Origin of the sequence: Rhodococcus sp. PAE-6 (assembly GCF_025290685.1) — a bacterium.
GTDB classification, from domain to species: Bacteria; Actinomycetota; Actinomycetes; order Mycobacteriales; family Mycobacteriaceae; genus Rhodococcus; species Rhodococcus pyridinivorans.
In genome coordinates, this window is sequence record NZ_JAOCLZ010000002.1 from 22,638 (window position 1) to 47,085 (window position 24,448).

Here is a 24,448-nt window from a genome sequence, read left to right on the forward strand (position 1 = left end):
CCGGCTCCGATCCGAGGACCCACCCAAGTACCCTGATGGTCATGGCAACCTCGGCGCGACCAGACAGGAATCGCCGTCCGTGGCGCAGTACCGGCTCGATGATCGTGGCCGGTCTGCTCGCTCTGGCGATGATCGCCTCGCTGCTGTTGATCTTCAGTGAGAGCGTGCAATTGCTGCGTGTCGGGGTGGTCGTCGCCCTGTGGGCTGCCACTGTCGGAGCCATCGCGATGAACAAGTACCGCCGGGAATCGGCGCTCGATCGGGCGAAGGCCGACGACCTGAAGACGGTCTACGAACTGCAGTTGCAACGAGAGATCGCGGCGCGGCGCGAGTACGAGCTGACCGTCGAGGAGAAGGTCCGTGCCGATCTGAAGCTCGACGCCGGGGAGATGGCGGCCCTGCGCACCGAGCTGGCCACCCTGCGCCGCACGCTCGAGATGTTGTTCGACGGCCGACTCCCCGACGATGTCGTCGCCCTCGAGGGCCAGGCGGAGAAGCTGCGTGGACTGAGCGAGGCGGCGCGGGTGTCCGCTCCGCGTCCGTCGGGACCGGCCTTCGCCTCTCCCGACGACGAGCCGGTCACCGCGGAGACCGAGTCGGTCGAGGCGGCCATGCGGGCGGCGGAGGCGTCGGAGAAGACGTCCGCGAAGGGTGATGTCGAAGAACCGCGTGCCGAGAAACAGGCGAAGGTTGATTCTGCGACGGGGAAGTCCGCTACCGGGAAGGTCACGGTCGAGAAGGCGACGGCTGGAAAAGCGGCCGCAGGACCGGACGTCGAGGACGCCGAGATCGAGGACGCGGAAGTCGAGGATCAGAAGGTCGGAGACACGAAGACGGGGGACCCGAAGACCGAGGACCCGAAGACCGGGGACGCGAAGGTCGCGAGCGCCGAGAAGGCGGCGGACGGGAAGCCGGAGCCGCAGAAGCCCGGCAAGCACGAGTCCGGATCCGATCCCGACCCGCAAACGGACGCAGACGGGGCCGGAGCGAAGACGAAGGGCGATGACCCCGCGGAGGGGAAGGACACCGCCGCGAAGGCCGATGGAGCTGCGGAAACGACCCAGGAGGACGACGAGGACGACCACGAATCGTCCGGACGTCGCTCCCGGCGCCGTCGCGCCGACGGTGAGGGCCGGACGGTCGCGGAGATCCTCGCGTCGTTGTCGGCCGAGCGCTGATCGCGGGGCGATCGCGCGGCAGGTCGCACCCGCCCCACCTCGGACGATGAGGCGCAGATCACTCGGCCCGACCGTGGCGAGCCCCGGAAAACGCGCGCTATTGTCGAGCGGAACGTCCGGTACCCGCTGAGCGGGACTGGAACGAACGAGAGGACTCCCGTGAATTCCTTCGGGATCACCAACGCACCCGCGCCTGCGCGCCTGTCGGTAGGAATCGTGTCCGCCGGACGGGTCGGCACTGCACTCGGCGCAGCTTTCGAACGCGTTGGTCATGTCGTCGTGGCCTGCTCGGCCGTCTCCGACGTCTCGCGGCACCGTGCCGCCACGCGCCTGCCGGATTCGCAGATCCTGCCGGTCGACGAGGTTGCCGGCCGCTGCAATCTCCTTCTTCTCGCCGTTCCCGACACCGAACTGTCGTCCCTGGTCAAGGGCCTCGCAGCCACCGGTTCGGTCGCCGCCGGCACGATCGTCGTCCACGTCTCCGGTGCTCACGGCACCGCGATCCTCGAGCCGCTGACCGAGCAGGGCGCCGTGCCGCTCGCGATCCATCCCGCGATGACCTTCACCGGCCACGACGAGGACATCGACCGGCTCTCCTCCGCGTGCTTCGGCATCACGGCCGCCGACGAGATCGGCTACGCCATCGCGCAGTCCCTCGTCCTCGAGATCGGCGGCGAGCCGGTCCGCGTCCCCGAGTCCATGCGCATGACCTACCACGCTGCGCTCGCGCACGGCAGCAACCACCTGGTCACGCTGGTCGCCGACGCCGTCGAGGCACTGCGCAGCGCCCTGCAGGGGGAGGAACTGCTCGGCCAGCAACTCGTCGACGACGCCCCCGGTGGAGTCGCCGAACGGGTGTTGCAGCCGTTGCTCTCCGCAGCGCTCGACAACGTGCTGCGGCGCGGGCCCTCGGCCCTCACCGGGCCGGTCGCGCGCGGCGATGCCGACGCCGTGGCCGCGCACCTGCGTGCGCTCGAGGCCGTCGACCCGCTGATCGCCGCCGGGTACCGCGCGCTGTCGCTGCGATCGGCGCAACGGACCGGGTCGAAGCCGGAACTGATGGCAATTCTCGAAGGAGCTGAATACGGTGAGTGAAGCAGGACAGCGCGGATACGTGCGAGGTGAACTGACCGTTCACCACGATCCCGCAGGCCTGACCAAGGTCACCCGGGCTCTGCGCGGCGTCGGCCGCACCGTCGCACTCGTACCGACGATGGGTGCGCTGCACACCGGTCACCTCGAACTCGTGCGCCAGGCCAAGCTCACCGGGGCCGTCGTGGTCGTGTCGATCTTCGTCAACCCGCTGCAGTTCGGGAAGAACGAAGATCTCGACGCCTACCCGCGCACTCTCGACGCCGACTTCGAACTGCTCCGCGAAGCGGGCGTCGAACTCGCCTTCGTGCCGACGGTCTCGGCGATGTACCCGCAGGGCCCGCGCACCACGATCCACCCGGGTCCACTCGGGTCGGAGCTCGAAGGTGCTGCGCGTCCCGGTCATTTCGCGGGCATGCTGACGGTCGTCGCGAAGCTGTTCAACATCGTCGGTCCCAACACGGCGTTCTTCGGTGAGAAGGACTACCAGCAGCTCACCCTGATCCGTCAGATGGTCGCCGACCTGAATCTCGACATCCGCATCCTCGGCGTTCCCACCGTGCGCGAACAGGACGGGCTCGCACTGTCCTCCCGTAACCGCTATCTCGACCCCGAGCAGCGCGAAATCGCGACCACGCTGTCTGCGGCGCTCGTCGCCGGCGCACACGCCGCAGCGGGCGGAGCCGAGGCGATCTTGTCCACGGCACGCGACGTGCTCGCGCAGAGTCCGCAGATCGAGGTGGACTATCTCGAGGTGCGCGGCGCCGATCTGGGGCCGGCACCCGAACGCGGCGACGGCCGACTGCTCGTCGCCGCACGACTCGGCTCCACACGCCTCATCGACAACGTCGGGGTCGCCGTCGGCACCGGCTTCCTCGAACGAGCCACCGGTCCGGTGGATCCCGACGCCGAAGACAACCTGACGAACCGCTGACCCACCGATCGAATTCGGAAACGAGAAAGAAGCCGAGGACGAGCATGTTCCGCACCATGATGAAGTCGAAGATCCACCGCGCCACCGTCACCCACGCGGATCTGCATTATGTCGGTTCGGTGACCGTCGACCAGGATCTGATGGACGCCGCGGATCTGCTCGAGGGCGAGCAGGTCTGCATCGTCGACATCGACAACGGCGCCCGGCTCGAGACGTACGTCATCGCCGGTGAGCGTGGATCGGGCGTCATCGGGATCAACGGTGCCGCAGCACGTCTCGTCAGCCCCGGCGATCTCGTCATCCTCATCGCCTACGGCGTGATGAACGAGCAGGAGTGCAAGGACTACGACCCGCGCGTGGTGTTCGTCGACGCCGACAACCGCCAGGTCGAGCTCGGCAACGATCCCGCCCACGCTCCCGAGGGCTCGGGCCTGATCACGCCGCGGATGCTGTCGACTCTCGACTCCCCGTCCCTGGTCTAGAGGTGCTCCTCACCGTCGACGTCCGCAACACCAATATCGTCCTGGGGGTGTTCGCGGGCAGCGGCTCGCACGCGCGGCTGCTGCGCGACTGGCGCGTCCGTACCGACCCCAGGATGACCGCTGACGAGATCGCCCTGCTGTTCCGCGGTCTGCTCGGCGAATCTGCCGAGCAGGTCACCGGGGTGGCGGCGTTGTCGACCGTGCCGTCGGTGCTACGTGAGGTGCGCGTCATGCTCGACCGCTACTGGTCGTCGGTGCCGCACGTAGTGGTGGAGCCGGGGGTGCGCACGGGAGTGCCGCTGCTCGTGGACAACCCGAAGGAGGTCGGCGCCGACCGCATCGTCAACGGTCTGGCGGCCTACCACTTCTACGGATCCCCGTGCATCGTCGTGGATTTCGGGACCTCCACGTGCGTCGACGTCGTGTCGGGCAAGGGGGAGTTCCTCGGCGGGTCCATCGCTCCGGGTGTGGAGATCTCGATGGATGCGCTGGCGTCGCGGTCGGCGGCACTGCGGAAGGTCGAATTGCTCCGTCCCCGAGGTGTTCTGGGAAAGAACACCGTCGAGTGCATGCAGTCCGGGGCCGTCTTCGGGTTCGCCGGGATGGTCGACGGCATCGTGCGGCGCATCTGCGCCGAGGTGCCCGGTTTCGACGGCGACGACGTGGCCGTCATCGGCACCGGCGACAGTGCGCCGCTGATCATGCCGGAGTCGCGCACCCTCGAGCACCACGAGCCGGATCTGACCCTCGAGGGGCTGCGTCTGGTGTACGAGCGGAACCAGGTGAGACGAGCGGCACGCGGAACTGCGGGTTCCGCTGAGCGTCATTCTGTGTAAAGATGTTCCTCGTGATCCGTTGCATGAGCACCCAGGAGTGTTGTCGAGGCTGACCGCCGCCTCGACCGATAACACATTCCTGGGAGTTTTCTCATGCGCGCTGCGCTTCTTTCCACCACTTCTGTTTCCACCGCTGCTCCGGTTGCCGCTTCTACGGTTACCGCTTCTACGGTTACCGCTATTGCTCCGGTCGCCTTCCACCGGCTCGCCGTCGAGCGCACGTACCCCACCGAACTGTCCGCAGCGGTCGCCCGCGGCGCCGTCGTCGTCGACATCCGCTCGAACGCCGAACGTGCCGCTCAGGGAACACTTCCCGGTGCACTGGCCATCTCCGCCGATCTCGTCGCCGAGCGACTCGATCCGAGCGGCCCGGGCCGTCTCGCCCTCGCCGTCGACCGCGACGTCGAATGGATCCTCGTCTCGTCGGACGGCGCGAGCTCGCACGGTGTGGTCACCGAACTGCACGCGCAGGGTTTGCGCCGGGTCACCCACCTCGTCGGAGGCTACGACGCCATCCGCGCGGCCCGCCTGGTCGGCGCAGTCGCCGAGGCCCAGCACGTCGCGCAGGACGTGGCGCGGGTCACCGCTCACTGAAAGCGCGCATCTGCAGGAATGGTGACCTCGGGTGTCCGATAGTCTGGTTACCCGTGAGTGATGCCACCGTTCAGCAGCCCGACGACACCCCCGAGCAGATGCGGGTTCGCCGCGAGAAGCGCGAACGGCTCCTGGCACAGGGTTCGGAGGCCTATCCCGTCGAGATCCCGCGCACCCATACGCTCGCGGAGATCCGCGCCGAGTATCCCGACCTCGAGCCCGACACCGCCACCGGCACCGTCGTGGGCGTCGCCGGCCGCGTGATGTTCTCGCGCAACACCGGCAAGCTGTGCTTCGCGACGTTGCAGGAGGGCGACGGCACCCAGCTGCAGGTCATGCTCAGCCTCGCCGGCGTCGGCGAGGAGGCGCTCGCCGCCTGGAAGTCCGAGGTCGACCTCGGCGACATCGTGTTCGTGCACGGCGAGGTCATCAGCTCCCGTCGCGGTGAGCTCAGCGTCATGGCCGACTCGTGGACCATGGCGTCGAAGGCGCTGCGTCCGCTGCCGGTCGCGCACAAGGAGATGAACGAAGAGGCGCGGGTGCGTCAGCGCTACGTCGACCTCATCGTGCGTCCCGAAGCACGTCGCAATGCACGCATGCGTGTCGCGGTGGTGCGCGAGCTGCGCAACGCGCTCGAGCGTCGCGGCTTCCTCGAGGTCGAGACGCCCATGCTGCAGACCCTGCACGGCGGTGCGGCGGCCCGCCCGTTCGTGACGCACTCGAACGCACTCGACATCGATCTGTACCTGCGTATCGCGCCGGAACTGTTCCTCAAGCGCTGCGTCGTCGGCGGTATCGAGAAGGTCTTCGAGATCAACCGCAATTTCCGTAACGAGGGTGCCGACTCGACGCACTCGCCGGAATTCTCGATGCTCGAAACGTACGAGGCGTACGGAACCTACGATGATTCGGCGCGGATGATCCGCGAGATCATCCAGGAGGTCGCGTTCGGGGTCTTCGGCACCCATGTGGTGACGCTCGCCGACGGTACGGAATACGACTTCGGGGGTGAATGGAAAACTCTCGAAATGTATCCCTCGCTGTCCGAGGCGATCGGCACGGACGTGACCCCCGACACCACACTGGAGGAATTGACGGCTCTCGCGGATCGTGTCGGTCTGGAGATTCCCGAGGGCAAGGGCTGGGGTCACGGCAAGCTCGTCGAGGAGCTCTGGGAGCACATGTGCGGCGACCAGCTGCACGAGCCGACCTTCGTGCGTGATTTCCCCGTGGAGACGTCGCCGTTGACACGCGATCACCGCACGGTGCGCGGGGTCACCGAGAAATGGGATCTGTACGTCCGAGGTTTCGAACTCGCCACGGGTTACTCGGAACTCGTCGATCCGGTGATCCAGCGCGAGCGTTTCGTCGACCAGGCGCGTCTGGCCTCGGAAGGGGACGACGAGGCAATGGCTCTCGACGAGGACTTCCTCGCCGCGATGGAACAGGGAATGCCGCCGACCACCGGTACCGGAATGGGAATCGACCGTCTGTTGATGGCACTTACCGGTCTGGGAATCCGCGAAACAATCCTGTTCCCGATTGTTCGACCGAACACCCGTTAATCGGATTTCACCGCTCCATATTGCGATGCGTTAATCGGCGGGTAGTGTGGTGCCCGTCCCGCGGGGGAAGCGCATTTGAGAGGATTTACACCACATGGCGAAAAAAGTCACTGTCACCCTGATCGACGATGTGGATCAGGAGTCGGCGGCGGACGAATCGGTGGAGTTCGGTCTCGACGGAGTGACGTACGAGATCGATCTTTCCGAGGACAATGCGGCACGGCTGCGCGAGCAGTTGGAATTCTGGATCGAACACGCTCGTAAGGTCGGCGGCCGCAAGCGGAGCAAGACCGCTGCCGGAACTGCACCTGCTGCGCGCAAGAGCGGATCCGGAAGTGCCGGTCGCGAACAGACGGCCGCTATCCGTGAATGGGCACGGAACAACGATCTGCCGGTGTCGGCCCGTGGCCGAATCTCTGCGGAGATCGTCGAGGCGTACAACAAAGCGCACTGACGAATCCTCGTCCGTGGGGCGTCGTCCATCCGTGGACGGCGCCCCACAGTCGTCGGTGGACGGGTTGGGTTGTGGCACAGTGGCGCCTGTCACACACGTCGATCGTGCGGACGACCCGGCACGATGCGGTCGGGGAGTAGCATCCGCTCATGGCCGAGACCGTGCTCGAACCAGGTTCCACCTGCTGGCGAATCGCGCGAGCGGAGAGGTTGACCTGCATAGTCGACGCCGCCGACTATTTCCGTCACGCCAAGGCGGCGATGCTCCGGGCGGAAAAACGCATCATGCTGATCGGGTGGGATTTCGACACCCGGATCAAGTTCGAACCCGAGGGTGCAACTCTCGAGGGACCGAACAAACTCGGTGAATTCCTCGAATGGCTTCCCGAACGTCGACCCGGTCTCGATATTTATCTGCTCAAGTGGAACATCGGTGCGTTCAGTGCCCTCGCACGCGGAATGACGCCGGTGTTCGTGCTCGATTGGCTCACCGACCCGAGCCTGCACTTCGAAATCGACGGGGCGCATCCCGTGGGCGCGGCGCACCATCAGAAAATTCTCGTCGTCGACGACAGCATCGCTTTCTGTGGCGGTATCGATATGACCGTCGACCGCTGGGACACCCCGGATCATCCGGACCGGAGCAAATACCGGCGGGAGCCGAGCGGTAAACGCTACGGACCGTGGCACGACGTGACGACCGCCGTCGACGGCGACGCCGCGCGGGCCCTCGGTGACCAGGCCCGCGCCCGGTGGAAGGCGGCCACGGGGGAGGAGCTCGATCCCGTGCCGGAGCCGGAGCCGATCTGGCCCGACGATCTCGAGCCGACCCTCCGCGGTGTGGACGTGGGCATCGCGCGCACGCTGCCCGCCTACGACGGGAAGGACGGCGTCCACGAGATCGAGGCGCTGTACCTGTCGGTGATCGAGAAGGCGCGGCACACTCTCTACCTCGAGAGCCAGTACCTCGCTTCGCGCAGGATCGCGGAGGCTCTCGCCGAGCGACTGCAGGAACCGGACGGCCCCGAGATCGTGGTGGTGATCCCACGCAACGCCGACGGCTGGCTCGAACGCAAGGCCATGGACGGTGCCCGGCGGGCCCTGCTGCACATGCTGTGGGAGGCCGACGTGCACGGCCGTTTCGCCGCCTACTATCCCGTCACCGCCGGCGGGGAGCCGATCTACGTGCACGCGAAGGTCGTCGTCATGGACGAGACGTTGCTGCGGATCGGGTCGTCGAACCTGAACAACCGTTCGATGGGCTTCGACACCGAATGCGACCTGGCCATCGAGTCCGCCGAACCCGGGGACGCGGTCGGCCGCGCCGCCGTCGAGCTGCGCAACATCCTGGTGGCGGAACATCTCGGCGTCGACCCCGAGGTGATCGCGGAGGCCACGAAGGACGGTGGTTCGCTCATCTCCGTCATCGAACGGTTGCGCGGTCCGGGACGTTCGCTGCGGCCGTTCGAACCGGGTACGGTGTCGGACGAGGACAGTGTCCTCGCAGAAAGTGCTCTGGCCGATCCCGAACGCGCCTCGCGGAGCTTCGGACGCAGGATCGAGCGATTCTTCGCCCGTTGATCACCCACAGCCTCTGTTCGCTTGTGGCGTACAGCTTGCGGAAACGTATCCGCCACGTGCAGCGTTGACTTCTGAAACCGGGTTTTCTCGCCGCCTTCCGAAGGGTAGAGGGAAAGCGAGTCGATACCACGGCCACTAGAGTGTGGAGTGGGAGCTTGGAACCTCTGAAAGGTTCCGACGAACGACTCGAGTGCCGGAGCTTAAGAGCGGCAGCAGGGTGCGGGACGATCGGCGTACCGGACCGGCGGCCGGAGAGTGTGAGGGAGTGCGATGTTCGAAAGGTTCACCGATCGCGCGCGGCGCGTCGTTGTCCTGGCTCAAGAAGAGGCCAGGATGCTCAACCACAACTACATCGGCACGGAGCACATCCTCCTCGGCCTCATCCACGAGGGTGAGGGTGTGGCGGCGAAGTCGCTCGAGTCGTTGGGTATCTCCCTCGAAGGTGTGCGCAGCCAGGTCGAAGAGATCATCGGCCAGGGTCAGCAGGCGCCCTCGGGGCACATTCCCTTCACTCCTCGTGCCAAGAAGGTCCTCGAGCTGAGCCTTCGCGAAGCGCTCCAGCTCGGACACAACTACATCGGTACCGAACACATCCTGCTCGGTCTCATCCGCGAGGGTGAGGGCGTGGCGGCGCAGGTGCTCGTCAAGCTCGGCGCCGACCTCAACCGGGTGCGTCAGCAGGTCATCCAGCTGCTGTCCGGTTACCAGGGCAAGGAGCCCGCAGAATCCGGCACGAGCCGTGGCGAGACCGGCACTCCGTCCACGTCGCTCGTCCTGGACCAGTTCGGCCGCAACCTCACGCAGGCAGCTCTCGAAGGCAAGCTCGACCCGGTCATCGGCCGGGCGAAGGAGATCGAGCGCGTCATGCAGGTGCTGTCGCGTCGTACGAAGAACAACCCGGTGCTCATCGGCGAGCCGGGTGTCGGCAAGACCGCCGTCGTCGAGGGCCTCGCGCAGGCCATCGTCAACGGTGAAGTCCCCGAGACCCTCAAGGACAAGCAGCTCTACACGCTCGACCTGGGCTCGCTCGTCGCCGGCAGCCGTTACCGCGGCGATTTCGAGGAACGCCTGAAGAAGGTCCTCAAGGAGATCAACAGCCGCGGCGACATCATCCTGTTCATCGACGAGCTGCACACGCTCGTCGGTGCCGGTGCTGCCGAGGGCGCGATCGACGCTGCGTCGATCCTCAAGCCCAAGCTCGCCCGCGGTGAGCTGCAGACCATCGGTGCGACGACCCTCGACGAGTACCGCAAGTACATCGAGAAGGACGCCGCTCTCGAGCGCCGCTTCCAGCCGGTGCAGGTCGGGGAGCCGACGGTGGAGCACACCATCGAGATCCTGAAGGGTCTGCGCGACCGCTACGAGGCGCACCACCGCGTCTCGATCACCGACAAGGCGCTCGTCGCGTCGGCCACTCTCGCCGACCGCTACATCAACGACCGCTTCCTGCCGGACAAGGCGATCGACCTCATCGACGAGGCCGGTGCCCGCATGCGCATCCGTCGCATGACCGCGCCGCCGGACCTGCGCGAGTTTGACGACAAGATCGCCGACGCCCGTCGCGAGAAGGAATCGGCGATCGACGCGCAGGACTTCGAGAAGGCCGCGAGCCTGCGCGACAAGGAGAAGCAGCTCGTCGCGCAGCGTGCCGAGCGCGAGAAGCAGTGGCGTGCGGGCGATCTCGACGTCATCGCCGAGGTCGACGAGGAGCAGATCGCCGAGGTCCTCGCCAACTGGACCGGTATCCCGGTGTTCAAGCTCACCGAGGAGGAGACCACGCGTCTGCTCCGCATGGAGGACGAGCTGCACAAGCGGATCATCGGCCAGGAGGACGCCGTCAAGGCCGTCGCCAAGGCGATCCGTCGTACGCGTGCCGGCCTGAAGGACCCGAAGCGTCCGTCCGGTTCGTTCATCTTCGCCGGCCCGTCCGGTGTGGGTAAGACGGAGCTGTCCAAGGCGCTCGCGAACTTCCTGTTCGGCGAGGACGACGCGCTCATCCAGATCGACATGGGCGAGTTCCACGACCGCTTCACCGCGTCGCGCCTGTTCGGTGCTCCTCCCGGCTACGTCGGCTACGAAGAGGGCGGCCAGCTCACCGAGAAGGTGCGCCGCAAGCCGTTCTCCGTGGTTCTGTTCGACGAGATCGAGAAGGCCCACCAGGAGATCTACAACACCCTCCTGCAGGTCCTCGAGGACGGTCGCCTCACCGACGGCCAGGGACGCACGGTCGACTTCAAGAACACCGTGCTGATCTTCACGTCGAACCTGGGCACCGCCGACATCTCGAAGGCCGTGGGGCTCGGCTTCTCGGCCGGAACGGGCGAGGCGTCGAACTACGAGCGGATGAAGAACAAGGTCCACGACGAGCTGAAGAAGCACTTCCGGCCCGAGTTCCTCAACCGTATCGACGACATCATCGTCTTCCACCAGCTCACGCAGGATCAGATCATCCAGATGGTCGACCTGATGATCGGACGTGTGGAGACGCAGCTGAAGAACAAGGACATGGGTATCGAGCTCACCGAGAAGGCGAAGTCGCTGCTCGCCAAGCGCGGCTTCGACCCGGTGCTCGGCGCACGTCCGCTGCGTCGCACGATCCAGCGCGAGATCGAGGATCAGCTCTCCGAGAAGATCCTGTTCGGCGAGATCGGCGCAGGCCAGATCGTCCTCGTCGACGTCGAGGGCTGGGACGGCGAGGGCGCCGGCGAGAACGCGAAGTTCACGTTCACGCCGAGCGAGAAGCCGGCCGAGGTCCCGGACACCCCGGCGGTCGCGCTGGCCAAGTCCAGCGAGGGCGAGTCCGAAGCCGGATAAGCGTCCGCTGCCTGTGGGAGCAGGCGCGTGTTGCTGCCTGTGGGAGCAGGCACGTGTTGCTGCCTGTGAGAGCAGGCACCTGCTGTACCGAGAGGGGCGGCACCCGAGAGGGTGTCGCCCCTCTCGTCGTCCGACGCACTTGACCTCCAGTCGGCTCGAGGTTGCACGGTGGTGGTGACCGGACGACGACCAGGAGGTATCGCGATGCGGCAAGTACTGCCCGATCTGTGGGAGACGCAGGAGGACAATCCGTTCCCGGGGCTGAGGACGCACGCCTATCTGTGGACCGGGACGAACAACGTGCTCTTCTACTCGGTCGCGGGTGAGGCCGATTTCGACGAACTGGGCCGCCTCGGGGGGATCACCGACCAGTACCTGTCCCACCAGGACGAGGCCGGTCCGATGCTCGGCAGGATCGCCGAGCGCTTCGGGCCGAGACTCCACGCGGCAGCGGCGGAGGCCGACGTGGTCGGCCGGCACGCCCGCATCGACGTCCCGCTGACGGAACGTCATGTGGACGACAACGGGGTGGAGATCGTTCCGACACCCGGGCACACGGTGGGCAGCACCTGCTATCTGGTGCCCGGCGCGGACGGGACCCGCTACCTGTTCACCGGCGACACGCTGTATCGCGGTGCTTCGGGGACGTGGCGGGCCGGCTACATCGAGGGGATGAGCGACGCCCGTGTGCTCGCCGACAGTCTGCGCCTGCTGGCGAAGACGGAACCCGATGTGGTGGTCTCGAGTGCGTTCGCGGGGGAGGCGGGCGTGCATCGGATCGACGCCCGGGAGTGGCCCGCCCACGTCGACCAGGCTCTGAGCGGGTTGTCTGCCGCGGTGCAGGGCTGAGCAGAGATCTTCTTTCCGGCCGATCTGCCCTGCCGCGGGTCGCGGCCGACCTTGCCGCCTGCTTATCTGCCGATGGTCGGCATGTGCGCGGTGAGTGTCGACAGGGTGCTGGCGACGATCTCGGTGAGTTCGTCGGGACGGATGTCGAGCGTGCCGTCGAGCCAGCCGCGGACGAGCTCGACGGCGCCGGCCATGACGACCACCGCACGCAGTTCGGCCTGCCGGGAGTCGAGGCGGGTGCCCACCGCGTCGCTCTGCTTGGCGAGTTCGTCGGCGGCGGACCGGATGAACGCGCTCTTCCGCTCGGCGAGCGGGGGCGCGTCGGAGATGAGGAAGCGACCCTGCTGGGGGTTGCGTTCGACGGCGCCGACGATCGCTCCCACCGCGGCGCGTGCCTTGGCGTGCAGCTCGTCGGGGGCCGCCGCGATGGCGTCGACGGCGCGTTCGAGCAGGGTCGCGCCGAGCTCGTCGTAGGCGGTGGTGACGAGGTCGGTCATGTCGGTGAAGCTCTCGTAGAAGAAGCGGGGGCCGACTCCCGCGGTGGCCGCGACCTTCCGTACCGTCGTCGCCGACCAGCCCTCGTCGGCGACGACGTCGATCACCGCGTTCTGGAGACGCTTGCGGCGTTCGGCGCGCCGGTCGGCCGGGGCGACGCCGCGATACGCGCGGGTGGCTTCGGGCTCGGACACATCGTCGAGTGTGGCACAACACGACCAGACTTCCGGAATCGACCAATTCCGGAATTAAGTGTGTACTAATTGTGGAATCCTCGTCATGGCCGGTCCCCGAATCCGGACGAGGAGGAAACGTGACGATCGATGCATCGTCGACTGCCCACCTGCACGACCGAACCGATCGACTCGCACCGAAGCCGATCCTGCGAGAAGGCGGCCCGCGTCTGGCGATGTCGTTGCTCGTCGGCGACTCGGTGCGGCCCACCAGGGCCCAGTCCCGGGCGTTCGCCAAGTTCGCGCACACCTGCGATCCCGTGGCCGACGATCTGGTCGCCGCGATACGCCGCGACCGGCTCCGCATCCGCACGCAGTTCGAGCAGGCACTCGAACACGGCATCGAGACCGTGCACGATTCCGCGCCCGAGATGGCAGCGTTCATCGCCACCCTCGACGGCGTGCCGTTCCGGGTCGACTACGACAAGCTCGATCTCGCCGCGCGGGCGATCGTGCGGATGCCGATGAGCACCCGGTGTGGTTCGCGCGCAACCTCCTACGCGACCGCCTGAATGTCCTGGTGCCCGGAGGCGCCGGACGCGCCGCCCGGCGTGGTCACGCCGAGCGTATGCGGGAGATCGCCGAGGTGAAGCGGCGGCTCGAGGCGCGGCCTTACGAACGGGACGGAGCCGTGCAGTCGATCCGTGAGCGCGACCGCGAACTCAGGGCGCGATCGGCCTGATCCGGACATCGGGAACGCTCTGGCGCGAACGGCCTCGCCACCACGACGACTCTGCAAGTGTGGTTCGTGAAGCACTGTCTTCGTGAAGCACTGTCGCATGCAGTGCTGTCGCACCCAGAGAAGGAGAGGTCATGCCCACTCGTACCGCACGGACCGCATGGAACGGGGATCTGCAGAAGGGCTCCGGTCAGGTGGAGCTCACCAGCTCGGGCCGTGGCACGTTCGACGTGTCGTTCCCGAAACGCTCGGCGGAGAACGCGGACGGCACCACCAGCCCCGAGGAGCTCATCGCCGCCGCACACTCGTCGTGCTTCGCGATGCAGTTGTCCGCGCTGATCGCGGAGGCGGGCGGCACGCCGCAGAGCCTCGAGGTCACCGCCGACGTCTCGCTGGGGCCCGATCCGGCGGGCGGATTTCGACTCACCGGAATCCGGTTGAAGGTGCGGGGCGAGGTCGACGGCCTCGACGCCGACGGCTTCGTCAAGGCCGCGGAGGACGCGAAGGCCGGATGCCCTGTGAGCAAGGCACTCACCGGCGTCGAGATCTCCCTGGACGCCGCGCTCGAGAGCTGACGGGTTCGTGGACCGATCGGCCGGGAACAGAGCACGTCAGGGCCGGGTTGTAATCGAATATGAGCATGCCTGACGTACTTCTCCCCACCGCTCACATCGAGATCTGGTCCGACATCGCCTGCCCCTGGTGCTACATCGGCAAGCGGCGCTTCGCGGAGGCCCTCGAGTCCTTCGACGACCGCGACCGGATCGAGGTCACCTGGAGGTCGTACCAGCTCTCGCCCGACACGCCGGTCGGGCGACGGGTCCCCGAGGTGGAGGCGCTCGTCGCGATGAAGGGGATGCCGGCCGAGCAGGTCAGGCAGATGTTCGCGCAGGTCTCGGACACCGCTGCCGACGTTGGACTCGAGATCGACTTCGACAACGTCGTCGCCGCCAACACCTTCGATGCGCACCGACTCGTGCATCTGGCGGGCGACAAGCGCGACGAGGTGCTCGAAGCGTTGTTCCGTGCGCATTTCGTCGACGGCGAGGTGATCGACGATGTGGATGTCCTCGTGAAGGTCGCCGCCGAGGTCGGGCTCGATCCGGAGTCGACGCGCGCGGCGCTCGACGGCGACGATCCCGCCGGTGAAGCGGCGGCCGACGCCGTGACCGCCGATCTCTTCGACGCGCGACGGATCGGCGTGCAGGGGGTGCCGTTCTTCGTGGCCAACCGCGCCGTCGCGGTGTCGGGTGCGCAGCCTGTGGACGTCTTCCGTCAGTTCCTGCGCAGGGCCGTCGACGATGTGACGGTCAAGCTGTGAGTGCCGCGAGATAACGTCGCGCGATCTGCTGCTGGAGCAGGTGCCCGACGGGACCGGCCAGCTTCGTGTACCAGCGGGCGGGGCGGGAGAACGCGAGCACCGTTCCCCGCACCCGTCCGTCCACGGTGCGCTCGACGACGAAGGTCTCCTCGCCGCTGGCGGGATGACCGGGGAGTGTGCCGTAGGTGAACCCGCGTATGTCCGGGGTGTCGACGATCTCGATCACGCGGCACCGCGCCGACGCGCGCACCGGTCCGAGACCGAAGCCGAGATCCACTTCGACGCCGGGTACTGCGAGGGGCGTGCCGGGCGGGATCCGTATGCCCGCGCCGCGGTGCATGTCCCACGAGAACAACTGGGCAGCGGCGACCTCGAACACGGTGTCGCCGCGGCCCAGTTCGCTCTCGACCCTCAGATGTCGATAACCGGAGGGGAGCGGTGCCTCGTCCCGGAAGGCACGCAGGCTCGCTCCCACCTCCGCATAGGTGAACTCACGCCCGGACCCGCCGGACGCGGACATCTCAGGACTTCTTGACGTCGAGGACGACCTCGAACTCGAGCAGCGATGCGCCGGTCGCGACGGGCTTCTTCGCCTCACCCGCGTGGGCAGCACGTGCGTCGCCGTCGCGCCACGCGGCGAAGTCCTCCTCGGACTCCCACTGCGTCACCACGAAGTACCGGTTCTCGCCGGCGGTGGGGCGGAGCAGCTGGAAGCCCAGGAAGCCGGGGGAGTTGTCGACGGTGTGCGCCCGATTGGCGAATCGTTTCTCCAGCTCGGGGCCGGCGCCTTCGGGAACTTCGATTGCGTTGATCTTCACGACTGCCATGCGCGAGAGCCTACTCCGCTAACTTGGTCGATTGTGTTGCACGACGAGGGCGGAACCGGACGACCCATCCTGCTGTTGCACGGTCTCATGGGCAGCGCCCGGACGTGGCGTCGTCACGTGCCGTGGCTGCGCGAACACGGACACGTGTACACCTTCGACGCCGCCGGTCACGGTCGTCCCGCTCCCGACGAACTCACCACCGAGGCGTTCGTCGCCGATCTCGCAGCCCATCTCACCGGGATCACCGAACCGCTCGTCGTGATCGGGCATTCGATGGGTGCCCTGCACGCGTGGTGCTTCGCTGCGACCCATCCCGAGCGGGTCACCGCGCTGGTGCTCGAGGACATGGCGCCCGACTTCCGGGGACGCACGGCCGCGAACTGGGCGGCGATGATCGCGCAGTGGCCGCAACCGTTCCCCACCGGGGATGCGGTGTTCGACTTCTTCGGGCCCGTCGCGGGTCGCTACTTCCTCGACTCGTTCGTCCGCCGCGATGACGGCTGGTATCTGCACGGCGAGGTCGAGACCTTCCGCGACATCTCGGAAGAGTGGGGGTCGCGGCACTTCTGGGACGAGTGGAACTCGATCCGCGTGCCCGCGCTGCTGCTCGAAGGCGAGTTCACCATCACCCCCGAGGGGCAGATGCGGCGGATGGTGACGCGACCCGGCACCGACCACGTCCTCGTCGACGGCGCCGGGCATCTCGTGCACGACGACCGGCCCGACGAGTTCCGTGCCGCCGTGGAGCGCTTCCTGACGACGCAGTCGCTGTCGGGCAGTCGACTCTAGGACACAGACCCCTCGCCGGCGAGCGCGAAACGGCCGTCGTCGGTCTGCTCGACGAGACCGTCCACGAGCAGTGAATGCAGGGCGCGGTCGCGCTGGCCCGGATCCGTGGTCCACACGCTGTCGAGGACGGGACGCTCCACCGGGACGCTGCTCTCGCGCAGCACCGCCATCAACCGGCCGCGCACCTGCCGGTCGGTGCCGGCGAACTTCTGCACCTTCCGGGGTGGTCCGTCGTGGGCGGGCCGCCCGGCCTGTACCCATGCGCACTCGGGCAGCGGGCAGCGTCCGCAGTCGGGCGTGCGAGCGGTGCACACGGTCGCACCGAGTTCCATCAGCGCCGCGGAGAAGGTCGCCGCACGTGAACGCTGACGCGGAAGGATAGCCTCGACGTCGGCGAGATCCCTTGTGGTCGAAGGGTTTCCTGGCTCCGCCCGACCGTGGACGGCGCGGGCGACGACACGACGCACGTTCGTGTCCACCACCGGCACACGCTGTCCGTATGCGAAGCACGCCACGGCGCGGGCGGTGTAGGCGCCGACGCCGGGCAGGGTCAGCAGGACGTCGACGTCCTCGGGAACCCGGTCGTCGTGCTCGGCGGCGAGTACGCCGGCGCACTCGTGCAGGCGCAGCGCGCGGCGCGGATAGCCGAGCTTGCCCCACGCCCGCAGCACCTCGGCCTGGCTCGAGGCGGCCATCGCGGACGGCACGGGCCAGCGCCGCACCCACTCCTCCCAGATCGGAGCGACCCGGGCGACCGGCGTCTGCTGCAGCATGACCTCGGACATGAGGATCTGCCAGCCCGTCACCCCGTCGCGGCGCCACGGCAGGTCGCGCGCCTGCGCGGCATACCAGCGCAGCAACGACGGTGCGTCCACGGACATCTCGGGTCTCCTCCGGTCACGGGGTCGGGTGTGGGGATCCGCTGAGGAGATGTCGAACGAAATCGGACATGTGCGCAGGTGAATAATGTACGCATGCCGAACTCCAATCCCATCTCCGCCTGGAAAGCCCTGACCGAGGGTAATCATCGTTTCGTCAGCGACACGCCGCTGCACCCGAGCCAGGGAATCGATCGTCGCGCCGAACTCGTCAACGGCCAGCACCCCACCGCCGTGCTGTTCGGCTGCGGAGACTCCCGCGTCGCCGCAGAGATCATCTTCGACCAGGGGCTCGGCGACATGTTCGTGGTCCGCACCGCGGGTCACGTCATCGACAGTTCCGTCCTCGGTTCCATCGAGTACGCAGTCGACATCCTCAACGTTCCGCTCATCGTCATCCTCGGTCACGACAGCTGTGGTGCCGTGGCGGCGACCATCGATGCCCTCGACAAGGGCACGGTGCCGGGCGGCCACATCCGCAGCCTCGTCGAGCGTGTCGCTCCCTCGATCCTCATGGGCAGGGCCGAGGGTCTGTCCACCGTCGACGAACTCGAGGGGCGCCACGTCGTCGAGACGGGCAAGCTGCTCACGGATCGTTCGCGGATCATCGCCGACCGCATCGCCGACGGCCGCTGCGCAATCGTGGGCGTCACCTACAAGCTCGAGGACGGCAAGGTGAGTCTGCGGGGCCACTTCGGAGACATCGGCGAGGTCTCCGACAACTGAAGACGGGTGCACCTGCGGTCACAACGATGTGACTGCAGGTCACAGCGACACGCCGACGGCGGTGTAGCCGTGCGCAGCCTGTGGCACATACCGTGGGGGGCGTGCTTGAACCGACCGGTCCTCTGCCCCCCGAGATCTACTGGCGACGACGCATTCTCGCGATCGGAGTCTCGGTGGTCGTGCTGGCTCTGGTCATCTGGCTCGTAGTGGCGCTGACCGGCGGCGACGACCCCGATCAGAATCCCGAACCCGCAGCAGCGGAGGTGACGACCTCCGCCACCACGACGGCGGCCGATGCGTCCGCCGACGCGGCGTCCGCGAGCACCACCCGGAGCGGTGGATCCTCGGGTTCGTCCGGGACGCGTAGTGCAGGGGATTCGGCCTCGGAGGACGCGGACGACGAGGACAACACGTCCACGTCCGCCACCACCTCCGCTGCTCCGGTTCCGCCGGGGCAGTGCTCCGATCAGTCGCTCGCCGTGCGGGTGACGGCGGACGAGCCGAACTACAGGGTCGGTTCCGAACCCGATTTCACGATCGTCATCACCAACATCGGCACGTCGCAGTGCGAACGCGACCTCGGTGCGGGCCTTCAGCAGGTGCTCGTCTACAGCCTCGACGGCAACGAGCGACTCTGGGCGAACACCGACTGCTTCCCCGAATCGACCGCCGACATCCGGTCGCTCGCTCCGGGCGACCAGGCCGCCTATTCCGTCAAGTGGTCGGCGACGACCTCCGAGCCCGGCTGCCAGGCGCCGCGCGAACCGGTCGGTCCCGGCGCGTACACCGTGGTCGGGCAGCTCGGCGGCCTGCGCAGCGCGCCCGAGCCGTTCAACATCACGCCCTGACCTGCTGCTCGTCCGGTAGTTGTTCAGTCGTAGTGGTTGATCGCGGCTTCGGCGAGCCGCGACAGTCCCTCGCGGATGTACCGGGCCCACAGGGCGCCGACCCCGTCGACCGCCTGCAGATCGGCAGCGGTGGCCGCGAGCAGGCCCTGCAGTGTGCCGAACGCACCTACGAGCCGGTTGATCTGCCGGGCCTGCAGGCGCGGCACCCGATGGAGCACGCGATAACCGCGGGGACTCATCGAGGTGTCGAGGGCCTCGATGGTGCCCGAATAGCCGAAGGCGCGGGCGAGGCTCGTCAGGTCGAGCAGGTCGACGTCGGTCAGGTGTGCGAGACGCTCGAGCGCCTGCTCGACCTCCTGCTGGGTGGGGGCGTGCTCGCCCGCAAGATAGTCCCGCACGATGAGCTGCCGGGCGAGCTGGTTGTCGCCGACGAGTTCTTCGAGCTGGAGGGCCAGCTGGCGACCATCGGTCCCGAGTTCGAGCACGTCCTGCTCGATCTCCACGGACAGGCGGTGCATCATCTCGAGCCGCTGCGCCACGGTGAGCGCGTCGCGCAGCGTGACGATGTCCTCGATCTCGACCACGGACAACTGCCGGGTCACCTCGTCGAGGCGGGCCTTGTAGCGCTCGAGTGTCGCGACGGCCTGGTTGGCCCGGGACAGGATGGTCGCGGAGTCGTTGATGACGTGGCGGCGACCGTCGACGTACACGCTGACGATGCTCATCGACTGGCTGACCGAAACCACCGGATATCCGGTCTGGATTGCGGTGCGTTCCGCGGCGCGGTGCCGGGTGCCGGACTCCACGGTGGGGATGCTCGGATCGGGCACGAGTTGCACGTTGGCACGCACGATGCGCGAACCGTCGGTGGACACGACCACGGCGCCGTCCATCTTCGACAGCTCCCGAAGTCGGGTGGGGGCGAACTCGACGTCGAGTTCGAAACCGCCGTCGCACAGCTCGGCGACCTTGTCGTCGAAACCGAGGACGATCAGGCCGCCCGTGCGGCCGCGGAGGATGCGTTCGAGACCGTCGCGTAGCGCGGTGCCGGGCGCCAGACGAGCGATGGTGTCGCTCAGCGTCGATGCCGGCGCCGACTCGATCATCTGGAATTCCTTCCCCTGTGCGGTCTGCGGTCGTCGTCACAATGCGCGGACTCGTGGATCGGCGCCCCGACCGCGCAACTACATTACTTGCTTATGCGCAGCACCTGGACTTTGCCCGACGACCTCGTCGTTCCCGATCTGCCGGAAGATCATCCCGGCCCGGGTGCGCCGGTACCGCAGCATTGGAACAAGTGCTTCGGGTGTGGTGACGACCAGCCCTCCGGCCTCGCGATGGAGTTCACGATCGGCGAGGGCCTCGAGGTGCTCGGCCGTCTCGACGTCGCCACGCGCTACCAGGGCGGACCGGGATTCATCCACGGCGGCATCCTCATGACGGCCTTCGACGAGGTCCAGGGAATGGCGTGCAACGCCGCCCTGCGGACCGCCGTCGTCACCGGGCACTTCGAGACGGACTTCGCCCGTCCCATCCCCCTGGGCTCGGTGCTCGAGTTCCGCGCCCGCGTCGACGGCTTGGTGCGGCGCAAGGTCTACACCAGTGCGGAGGCGCGCATCGTCGCCGGTCCGCCGGCCGATCCGGACGTCGTGGTGGCGTCGTCGGTCGGGTTGTTCGTCGTCGTCGGGCACGAGCACTTCGCGAAGGGCCGCGACTACGCCGACGGCATCCCGCAGAGTGAACACGACATCTCCGCCGTCTGACATCTCCGCCCTCCGGGTTTTCGCGTTCAGGTCTCCGGTCCGTCGGGGAGCAGCGGAACACCCGGCCGGTGGTCGCGTCCGAGCAACGCCGCGGAAGTGACCGCGCCCGCGCCGTAGCGGGAGTGCAGATCGTCCAGGACGGCATCGAGGGCGTGCCGGTCGACGGCGCGGTGCTGCGTTCGCGTGTCTCCAGTACTGTCCCCGGCGGCCTCGACCGGCTCGTCGAACGGCAGCTCGAGTTGCTCGACGCCTTCACCGACGAGATTCGTCACCGCGATCCCGATGAGCGTGAGACCGCGCTCGGCGATGAGCGGTCGGGTCTGCTCGAGCAGGTCGTGCGCCGCCGCCGACAGCAGATCGGTGCGTGCGGTGGCCCCGGGCAGCGTGTGAGAGCGTGTCGCGCGGGTGTAGTCGGCGAAGCGCATCCGCAGGACCACCGTGCGGCCGAGGCGTCCGGCCCGGCGCATCCGCCGGCCCACGCGGTCGACGAGCAGTTGCAGCGTCTCGCCGACCGACTCGAGGCTGTGGGGTCCGCGGCCGAGCGCGTGCTGCGCGCCCATCGAACTGCGCCGCCGATGCCGGACCGGACGCGGATCGTGACCGATCGCGAGCGCGTGCAGGTGGCGTCCCGCCGTGCGTCCGAGCAGCGAGACGAGATCGGACTCGGAGTGGGCGGCGACATCGGCCACGGTCCGCAGACCGTGCGCGTGCAACTTCGCCGCCGTCACCTTGCCGACGCCCCACAACCGCTCCACCGGCAACGGATGGAGGAACTCGAGTTCGGCGTGCGGAGGGACGAGGAGCAGTCCGTCGGGCTTGGCCACCCCGCTCGCGACCTTGGCGAGGAATTTGGTGCGCGCGACACCGACGGTGATCGGCAGCCCCACCTCCTCGGCGACCGTGCGGCGCAGGCGTGCGGCGATGTCGACGGGTCTGCCGGCGATGCGCCCGGGACCGGAGACGTCGAGGAACGCCTCGTCGATGGAGATCCCCTCCACGATCGGTGTGGTGCGATCGAAGATCGCGAAGACGTCGCGCGAGGCCTGCGCATAGGCCTCCATGCGGGGAGGCACCGAGATCAGTCCCGGGCACAGGGCGCGGGCGGCTCGGCCCGACATCGCGGTGACGATGCCGTGAGCCTTGGCCTCATAGCTCGCCGCGAGTACGACGCCCCCGCCCACGACGATCGGTTTGGCGCGCAGCCACGGATCGTCGCGCTGCTCCACCGACGCGTAGAACGCGTCGAGATCGGCATGCAGCACCGTCGCATCGGACACGAACACATGTTCGCACCGGCCGCCGACACCTCGGCAGATCGGCGCTGCCGACATGTCCGCAGGTCAGCGCGTGAGGGTCGACAGTGCCTGCGCCACGTTGGACACCTCGAACTTCTTCATGCCCTTCGGGACACCCTCGACATCGCGCGGAACCACCCCGCGGTCGAAGCCGAGCCGGTTCGCCTCCGCGAGTCGGCGACCCGCACCGACGACACGACGGACCTCCCCGGCGAGACCGACCTCGCCGAGCAGCACGGTGCCGGCCGGGACGGGCTGGTCGCGTACGGCTGAGGCGACGGCGAGTGCGAGCGCGAGGTCGGCGGACGGATCGGTGATCCGCATACCGCCGACGGTGGAGGCGTAGACGTCGCAGTTACCGAGCCGGCCGAGCCCGCAGCGACGCTCGAGCACCGCGAGCACCATCGCCACCCGCGCCGAGTCGAGACCGCTCACGGCGCGTCGCGGTGAAGGATTGTGCGTGGGCACCACGAGCGCCTGGACCTCACCGAGGAGCGGGCGTTTGCCGTCCATCGTGACCGTGACGGCAGTGCCGGGCACGGCCTCGTCGCGGTGCTGCAGGAACAATCCCGACGGGTCGCTGACGCCGACGATCCCGTCCTCGGCAAGTTCGAAGCAGCCCACCTCGTCGGCGGCTCCGAACCGGTTCTTCACCCCGCGCACCATGCGCAGCGTGGAGTGCTTGTCGCCTTCGAAGTGCAGCACCACGTCGACGAGGTGCTCGAGGGAACGCGGACCGGCGACCGCGCCGTCCTTGGTGACGTGGCCGATGAGCAGCACCGGGATGCCGCTGGACTTCGCGAGGGAGGTCAGGGCGCTGGTGACTGCGCGGACCTGCGTGACACCGCCGGTCACGCCGTCGACGTCGGCGGCGAGCATCGTCTGGACGGAGTCGACGACCAGCAGCGTGGGCTTGACCTGCTCCACGTGCCCGAAGATCGTCGCGAGGTCGTTCTCGGCGGCAAGATAGACCCGGTCGTGCACGGCGCCGGTGCGGTCGGCGCGCAGGCGCACCTGACCGGCCGACTCCTCGCCGGTGACGTAGAGCGCGCGATCGGCTTCGCCGCGCAACGCCCAGCGGTGCACCACCTCGAGGAGCAGCGTGGACTTGCCGACACCGGGTTCGCCGGCGAGCAGGACGACCGAACCGGGTACGACACCGCCGCCGAGGACGCGGTCGAGCTCGGGGATGCCCGTGGGCTTCGCGTGGGTGGCCTTGCCGTCGATCTGCGACAGCGGGGTGGCCGGGGTGCTCGGCAGCACGGCGGCGGCACCGGCGCGGGCGAGCGAGGTACCCGACCGCGAGGCGACCGCGACCGGTTGGACGGGTGCTTCGTCCATCGACCCCCACGTTCCGCATTCGGGACAGCGCCCGACCCACTTCGCGACGGTGTGCGAGCAGTCGGAACAGCGGTAGAGGGTCTTGGTCTTTGCCACGGCCGGAGGATAGTCGGTCGCACCGACACCGGAGCGGATGCGAGGAGGGCCCGGCCGAGCTGTGCTCGACCGGGCCCTCCAGCAGGAAGTCCTAGTGTGCTTCGCCCACGATCGGCGAGAGCTCCGACTCGTCGCGGGGGAGCTCCGGGCCGGCGTCGATCGGCACGGACAGGGTCACGTCGCCGGCCTCGGCGAACGTGAAGGTCACGGGGATGGTCAGGCCCGGGCGGACACCCTCGGAGAGGTTCACGAGCTCGACGTTGTTGACGACGCCTGCCGGGGCCGGGGAGGGGGTCTCCTCGGTGCTGTTCGGACGCGGCGACTCGTCGACCTCCTCGACGAGGGCGGCGTTCTCCTCGGAGACACCGGCGACCACGGAGGACTGCGGCGGAATCTCGAGGCGGGCACCGGTGACCGAGGCTGCGAAATCGGTGGAGATACCGGTGAGCTGATCGCCGACGTACGGGTCGAGGTTGACGATCGTGAAGCCGAGCTGGGCGGTGCCGCCGGGCTCGATGCTGTACTCCTCGGAGTTCGGGTAGATCACGTGCACGTTGCGCAGCGCGAGGCTGCCGGCGTCCACGTTGGAACCGTTGATGGCCGCGACCTGGGTCGAGGTCTGGGTGATCTGACCGGCGCTGCACGCGGACATCGTGAGCGCCGCTCCCGCGGCAAGGGCGAGAGCGGTCACGACTCGGCGAGTCGGCGCTTTGAGAGCAGTCACGGGTTCCTCCACTCGAGTAAGGCTCGCAATCCACTAGGCAGAGTAGTAGTTCCCG

Annotated in this window: 26 protein-coding genes; 18 read left to right on the forward strand and 8 right to left on the reverse strand. The window is 67.9% G+C overall.

Annotation, left to right across the window (positions count from 1 at the left end):
* The first annotated feature begins 41 nt into the window (after positions 1 to 41).
* The 11 genes from NVV99_RS04590 to NVV99_RS04640 all read left to right on the forward strand — a co-directional run bounded on the left by NVV99_RS04590 (position 42) and on the right by NVV99_RS04640 (position 12,378).
* Positions 42 to 1,178 (forward strand): DUF6779 domain-containing protein, encoded by a 1,137-nt coding sequence (locus NVV99_RS04590; RefSeq protein WP_242411677.1) that lies wholly within the window; start codon positions 42 to 44, stop codon positions 1,176 to 1,178.
* Between the two features lie 159 nt (positions 1,179 to 1,337).
* Positions 1,338 to 2,273, forward strand: coding sequence for a Rossmann-like and DUF2520 domain-containing protein (locus NVV99_RS04595; RefSeq protein WP_024102843.1), 936 nt, complete (start codon positions 1,338 to 1,340; stop codon positions 2,271 to 2,273).
* On the forward strand, positions 2,266 to 3,204 hold the full coding sequence (gene panC, locus NVV99_RS04600; protein ID WP_006550511.1) for a pantoate--beta-alanine ligase: 939 nt from the start codon (positions 2,266 to 2,268) through the stop codon (positions 3,202 to 3,204). The genes NVV99_RS04595 and panC overlap by 8 nt, the downstream gene beginning before the upstream one ends.
* 44 nt (positions 3,205 to 3,248) lie before the next feature.
* A complete protein-coding gene (gene panD / locus NVV99_RS04605) occupies positions 3,249 to 3,686 on the forward strand; it encodes an aspartate 1-decarboxylase (protein WP_006550510.1) in 438 nt (145 codons plus the stop codon).
* A 2-nt stretch (positions 3,687 to 3,688) separates the two neighbouring features.
* Positions 3,689 to 4,522, forward strand: a complete 834-nt coding sequence (locus tag NVV99_RS04610) for a type III pantothenate kinase (protein ID WP_024102844.1) — start codon at positions 3,689 to 3,691, stop codon at positions 4,520 to 4,522.
* 93 nt (positions 4,523 to 4,615) lie between these two features.
* On the forward strand, positions 4,616 to 5,116 hold the full coding sequence (locus NVV99_RS04615; RefSeq protein ID WP_024102845.1) for a rhodanese-like domain-containing protein: 501 nt from the start codon (positions 4,616 to 4,618) through the stop codon (positions 5,114 to 5,116).
* Between the two features lie 53 nt (positions 5,117 to 5,169).
* Positions 5,170 to 6,681, forward strand: a complete 1,512-nt coding sequence (gene lysS, locus NVV99_RS04620; RefSeq protein ID WP_019290193.1) for a lysine--tRNA ligase — start codon at positions 5,170 to 5,172, stop codon at positions 6,679 to 6,681.
* A 94-nt stretch (positions 6,682 to 6,775) separates the two neighbouring features.
* Entirely contained in the window at positions 6,776 to 7,135 is a 360-nt protein-coding gene (locus NVV99_RS04625; protein WP_006550504.1) for an Lsr2 family protein, read from the forward strand.
* A gap of 149 nt (positions 7,136 to 7,284) precedes the next feature.
* Entirely contained in the window at positions 7,285 to 8,715 is a 1,431-nt protein-coding gene (locus NVV99_RS04630) for a phospholipase D-like domain-containing protein (protein WP_024102846.1), read from the forward strand.
* Between the two features lie 270 nt (positions 8,716 to 8,985).
* Positions 8,986 to 11,529: an ATP-dependent Clp protease ATP-binding subunit gene (locus NVV99_RS04635; RefSeq protein WP_024102847.1), complete on the forward strand. Its 2,544-nt coding sequence runs from the start codon at positions 8,986 to 8,988 to the stop codon at positions 11,527 to 11,529.
* A gap of 204 nt (positions 11,530 to 11,733) precedes the next feature.
* A complete protein-coding gene (locus NVV99_RS04640) occupies positions 11,734 to 12,378 on the forward strand; it encodes an MBL fold metallo-hydrolase (protein WP_024102848.1) in 645 nt (214 codons plus the stop codon).
* 62 nt (positions 12,379 to 12,440) lie between these two features.
* On the opposite strand, the gene NVV99_RS04645 is transcribed toward NVV99_RS04640, so the two are convergent.
* Positions 12,441 to 13,067: a TetR/AcrR family transcriptional regulator gene (locus NVV99_RS04645; protein WP_024102849.1), complete on the reverse strand. Its 627-nt coding sequence runs from the start codon at positions 13,065 to 13,067 to the stop codon at positions 12,441 to 12,443.
* Positions 13,068 to 13,186: 119 nt separating this feature from the next.
* Between NVV99_RS04645 and NVV99_RS04650 the strand changes: the two genes are divergently transcribed.
* The 3 genes from NVV99_RS04650 to NVV99_RS04660 all read left to right on the forward strand — a co-directional run bounded on the left by NVV99_RS04650 (position 13,187) and on the right by NVV99_RS04660 (position 15,106).
* Complete coding sequence (locus tag NVV99_RS04650) at positions 13,187 to 13,618, forward strand: hypothetical protein (protein ID WP_024102850.1); 432 nt, start codon at positions 13,187 to 13,189, stop codon at positions 13,616 to 13,618.
* Between the two features lie 301 nt (positions 13,619 to 13,919).
* Complete coding sequence (locus NVV99_RS04655; RefSeq protein ID WP_006550498.1) at positions 13,920 to 14,360, forward strand: OsmC family protein; 441 nt, start codon at positions 13,920 to 13,922, stop codon at positions 14,358 to 14,360.
* A 59-nt stretch (positions 14,361 to 14,419) separates the two neighbouring features.
* Positions 14,420 to 15,106, forward strand: a complete 687-nt coding sequence (locus tag NVV99_RS04660; RefSeq protein ID WP_024102852.1) for a DsbA family protein — start codon at positions 14,420 to 14,422, stop codon at positions 15,104 to 15,106.
* Here the strand turns inward: NVV99_RS04660 and NVV99_RS04665 are convergent.
* Both NVV99_RS04665 and NVV99_RS04670 read right to left on the reverse strand, forming a co-directional pair.
* Positions 15,096 to 15,626, reverse strand: coding sequence for a DUF1990 family protein (locus NVV99_RS04665; protein WP_006550496.1), 531 nt, complete (start codon positions 15,624 to 15,626; stop codon positions 15,096 to 15,098). The genes NVV99_RS04660 and NVV99_RS04665 overlap by 11 nt on opposite strands.
* Before the next feature lies 1 nt (position 15,627).
* Positions 15,628 to 15,933, reverse strand: a complete 306-nt coding sequence (locus tag NVV99_RS04670; protein ID WP_006550495.1) for an antibiotic biosynthesis monooxygenase — start codon at positions 15,931 to 15,933, stop codon at positions 15,628 to 15,630.
* Between the two features lie 33 nt (positions 15,934 to 15,966).
* Between NVV99_RS04670 and NVV99_RS04675 the strand changes: the two genes are divergently transcribed.
* On the forward strand, positions 15,967 to 16,722 hold the full coding sequence (locus tag NVV99_RS04675) for an alpha/beta fold hydrolase (RefSeq protein ID WP_024102853.1): 756 nt from the start codon (positions 15,967 to 15,969) through the stop codon (positions 16,720 to 16,722).
* Here NVV99_RS04675 and NVV99_RS04680 read toward each other — a convergent pair.
* Positions 16,719 to 17,603, reverse strand: coding sequence for an A/G-specific adenine glycosylase (locus NVV99_RS04680; protein WP_024102854.1), 885 nt, complete (start codon positions 17,601 to 17,603; stop codon positions 16,719 to 16,721). The genes NVV99_RS04675 and NVV99_RS04680 overlap by 4 nt on opposite strands.
* Before the next feature lie 93 nt (positions 17,604 to 17,696).
* Here NVV99_RS04680 and NVV99_RS04685 point away from each other — a divergent pair, with 93 nt between their 5' ends.
* Both NVV99_RS04685 and NVV99_RS04690 read left to right on the forward strand, forming a co-directional pair.
* Entirely contained in the window at positions 17,697 to 18,326 is a 630-nt protein-coding gene (locus tag NVV99_RS04685; RefSeq protein WP_019290184.1) for a carbonic anhydrase, read from the forward strand.
* Between the two features lie 101 nt (positions 18,327 to 18,427).
* Positions 18,428 to 19,174 carry a hypothetical protein gene (locus NVV99_RS04690; RefSeq protein ID WP_006550491.1) on the forward strand — a complete coding sequence of 249 codons (747 nt, stop codon included), beginning with the start codon at positions 18,428 to 18,430 and terminating at the stop codon, positions 19,172 to 19,174.
* A 23-nt stretch (positions 19,175 to 19,197) separates the two neighbouring features.
* On the opposite strand, the gene disA is transcribed toward NVV99_RS04690, so the two are convergent.
* Positions 19,198 to 20,280: a DNA integrity scanning diadenylate cyclase DisA gene (gene disA / locus NVV99_RS04695; RefSeq protein WP_260782761.1), complete on the reverse strand. Its 1,083-nt coding sequence runs from the start codon at positions 20,278 to 20,280 to the stop codon at positions 19,198 to 19,200.
* Positions 20,281 to 20,373: 93 nt separating this feature from the next.
* Between disA and NVV99_RS04700 the strand changes: the two genes are divergently transcribed.
* Complete coding sequence (locus tag NVV99_RS04700) at positions 20,374 to 20,937, forward strand: PaaI family thioesterase (RefSeq protein WP_006550489.1); 564 nt, start codon at positions 20,374 to 20,376, stop codon at positions 20,935 to 20,937.
* A gap of 26 nt (positions 20,938 to 20,963) precedes the next feature.
* Here NVV99_RS04700 and dinB read toward each other — a convergent pair whose 3' ends face one another.
* The 3 genes from dinB to NVV99_RS04715 form a co-directional block, all read right to left on the reverse strand.
* Positions 20,964 to 22,220, reverse strand: coding sequence for a DNA polymerase IV (gene dinB, locus NVV99_RS04705; protein ID WP_024102856.1), 1,257 nt, complete (start codon positions 22,218 to 22,220; stop codon positions 20,964 to 20,966).
* 57 nt (positions 22,221 to 22,277) lie between these two features.
* Positions 22,278 to 23,669, reverse strand: coding sequence for a DNA repair protein RadA (radA, locus tag NVV99_RS04710; RefSeq protein ID WP_006550487.1), 1,392 nt, complete (start codon positions 23,667 to 23,669; stop codon positions 22,278 to 22,280).
* Between the two features lie 91 nt (positions 23,670 to 23,760).
* Entirely contained in the window at positions 23,761 to 24,393 is a 633-nt protein-coding gene (locus NVV99_RS04715) for a hypothetical protein (protein WP_024102857.1), read from the reverse strand.
* Positions 24,394 to 24,448: the final 55 nt, after the last annotated feature.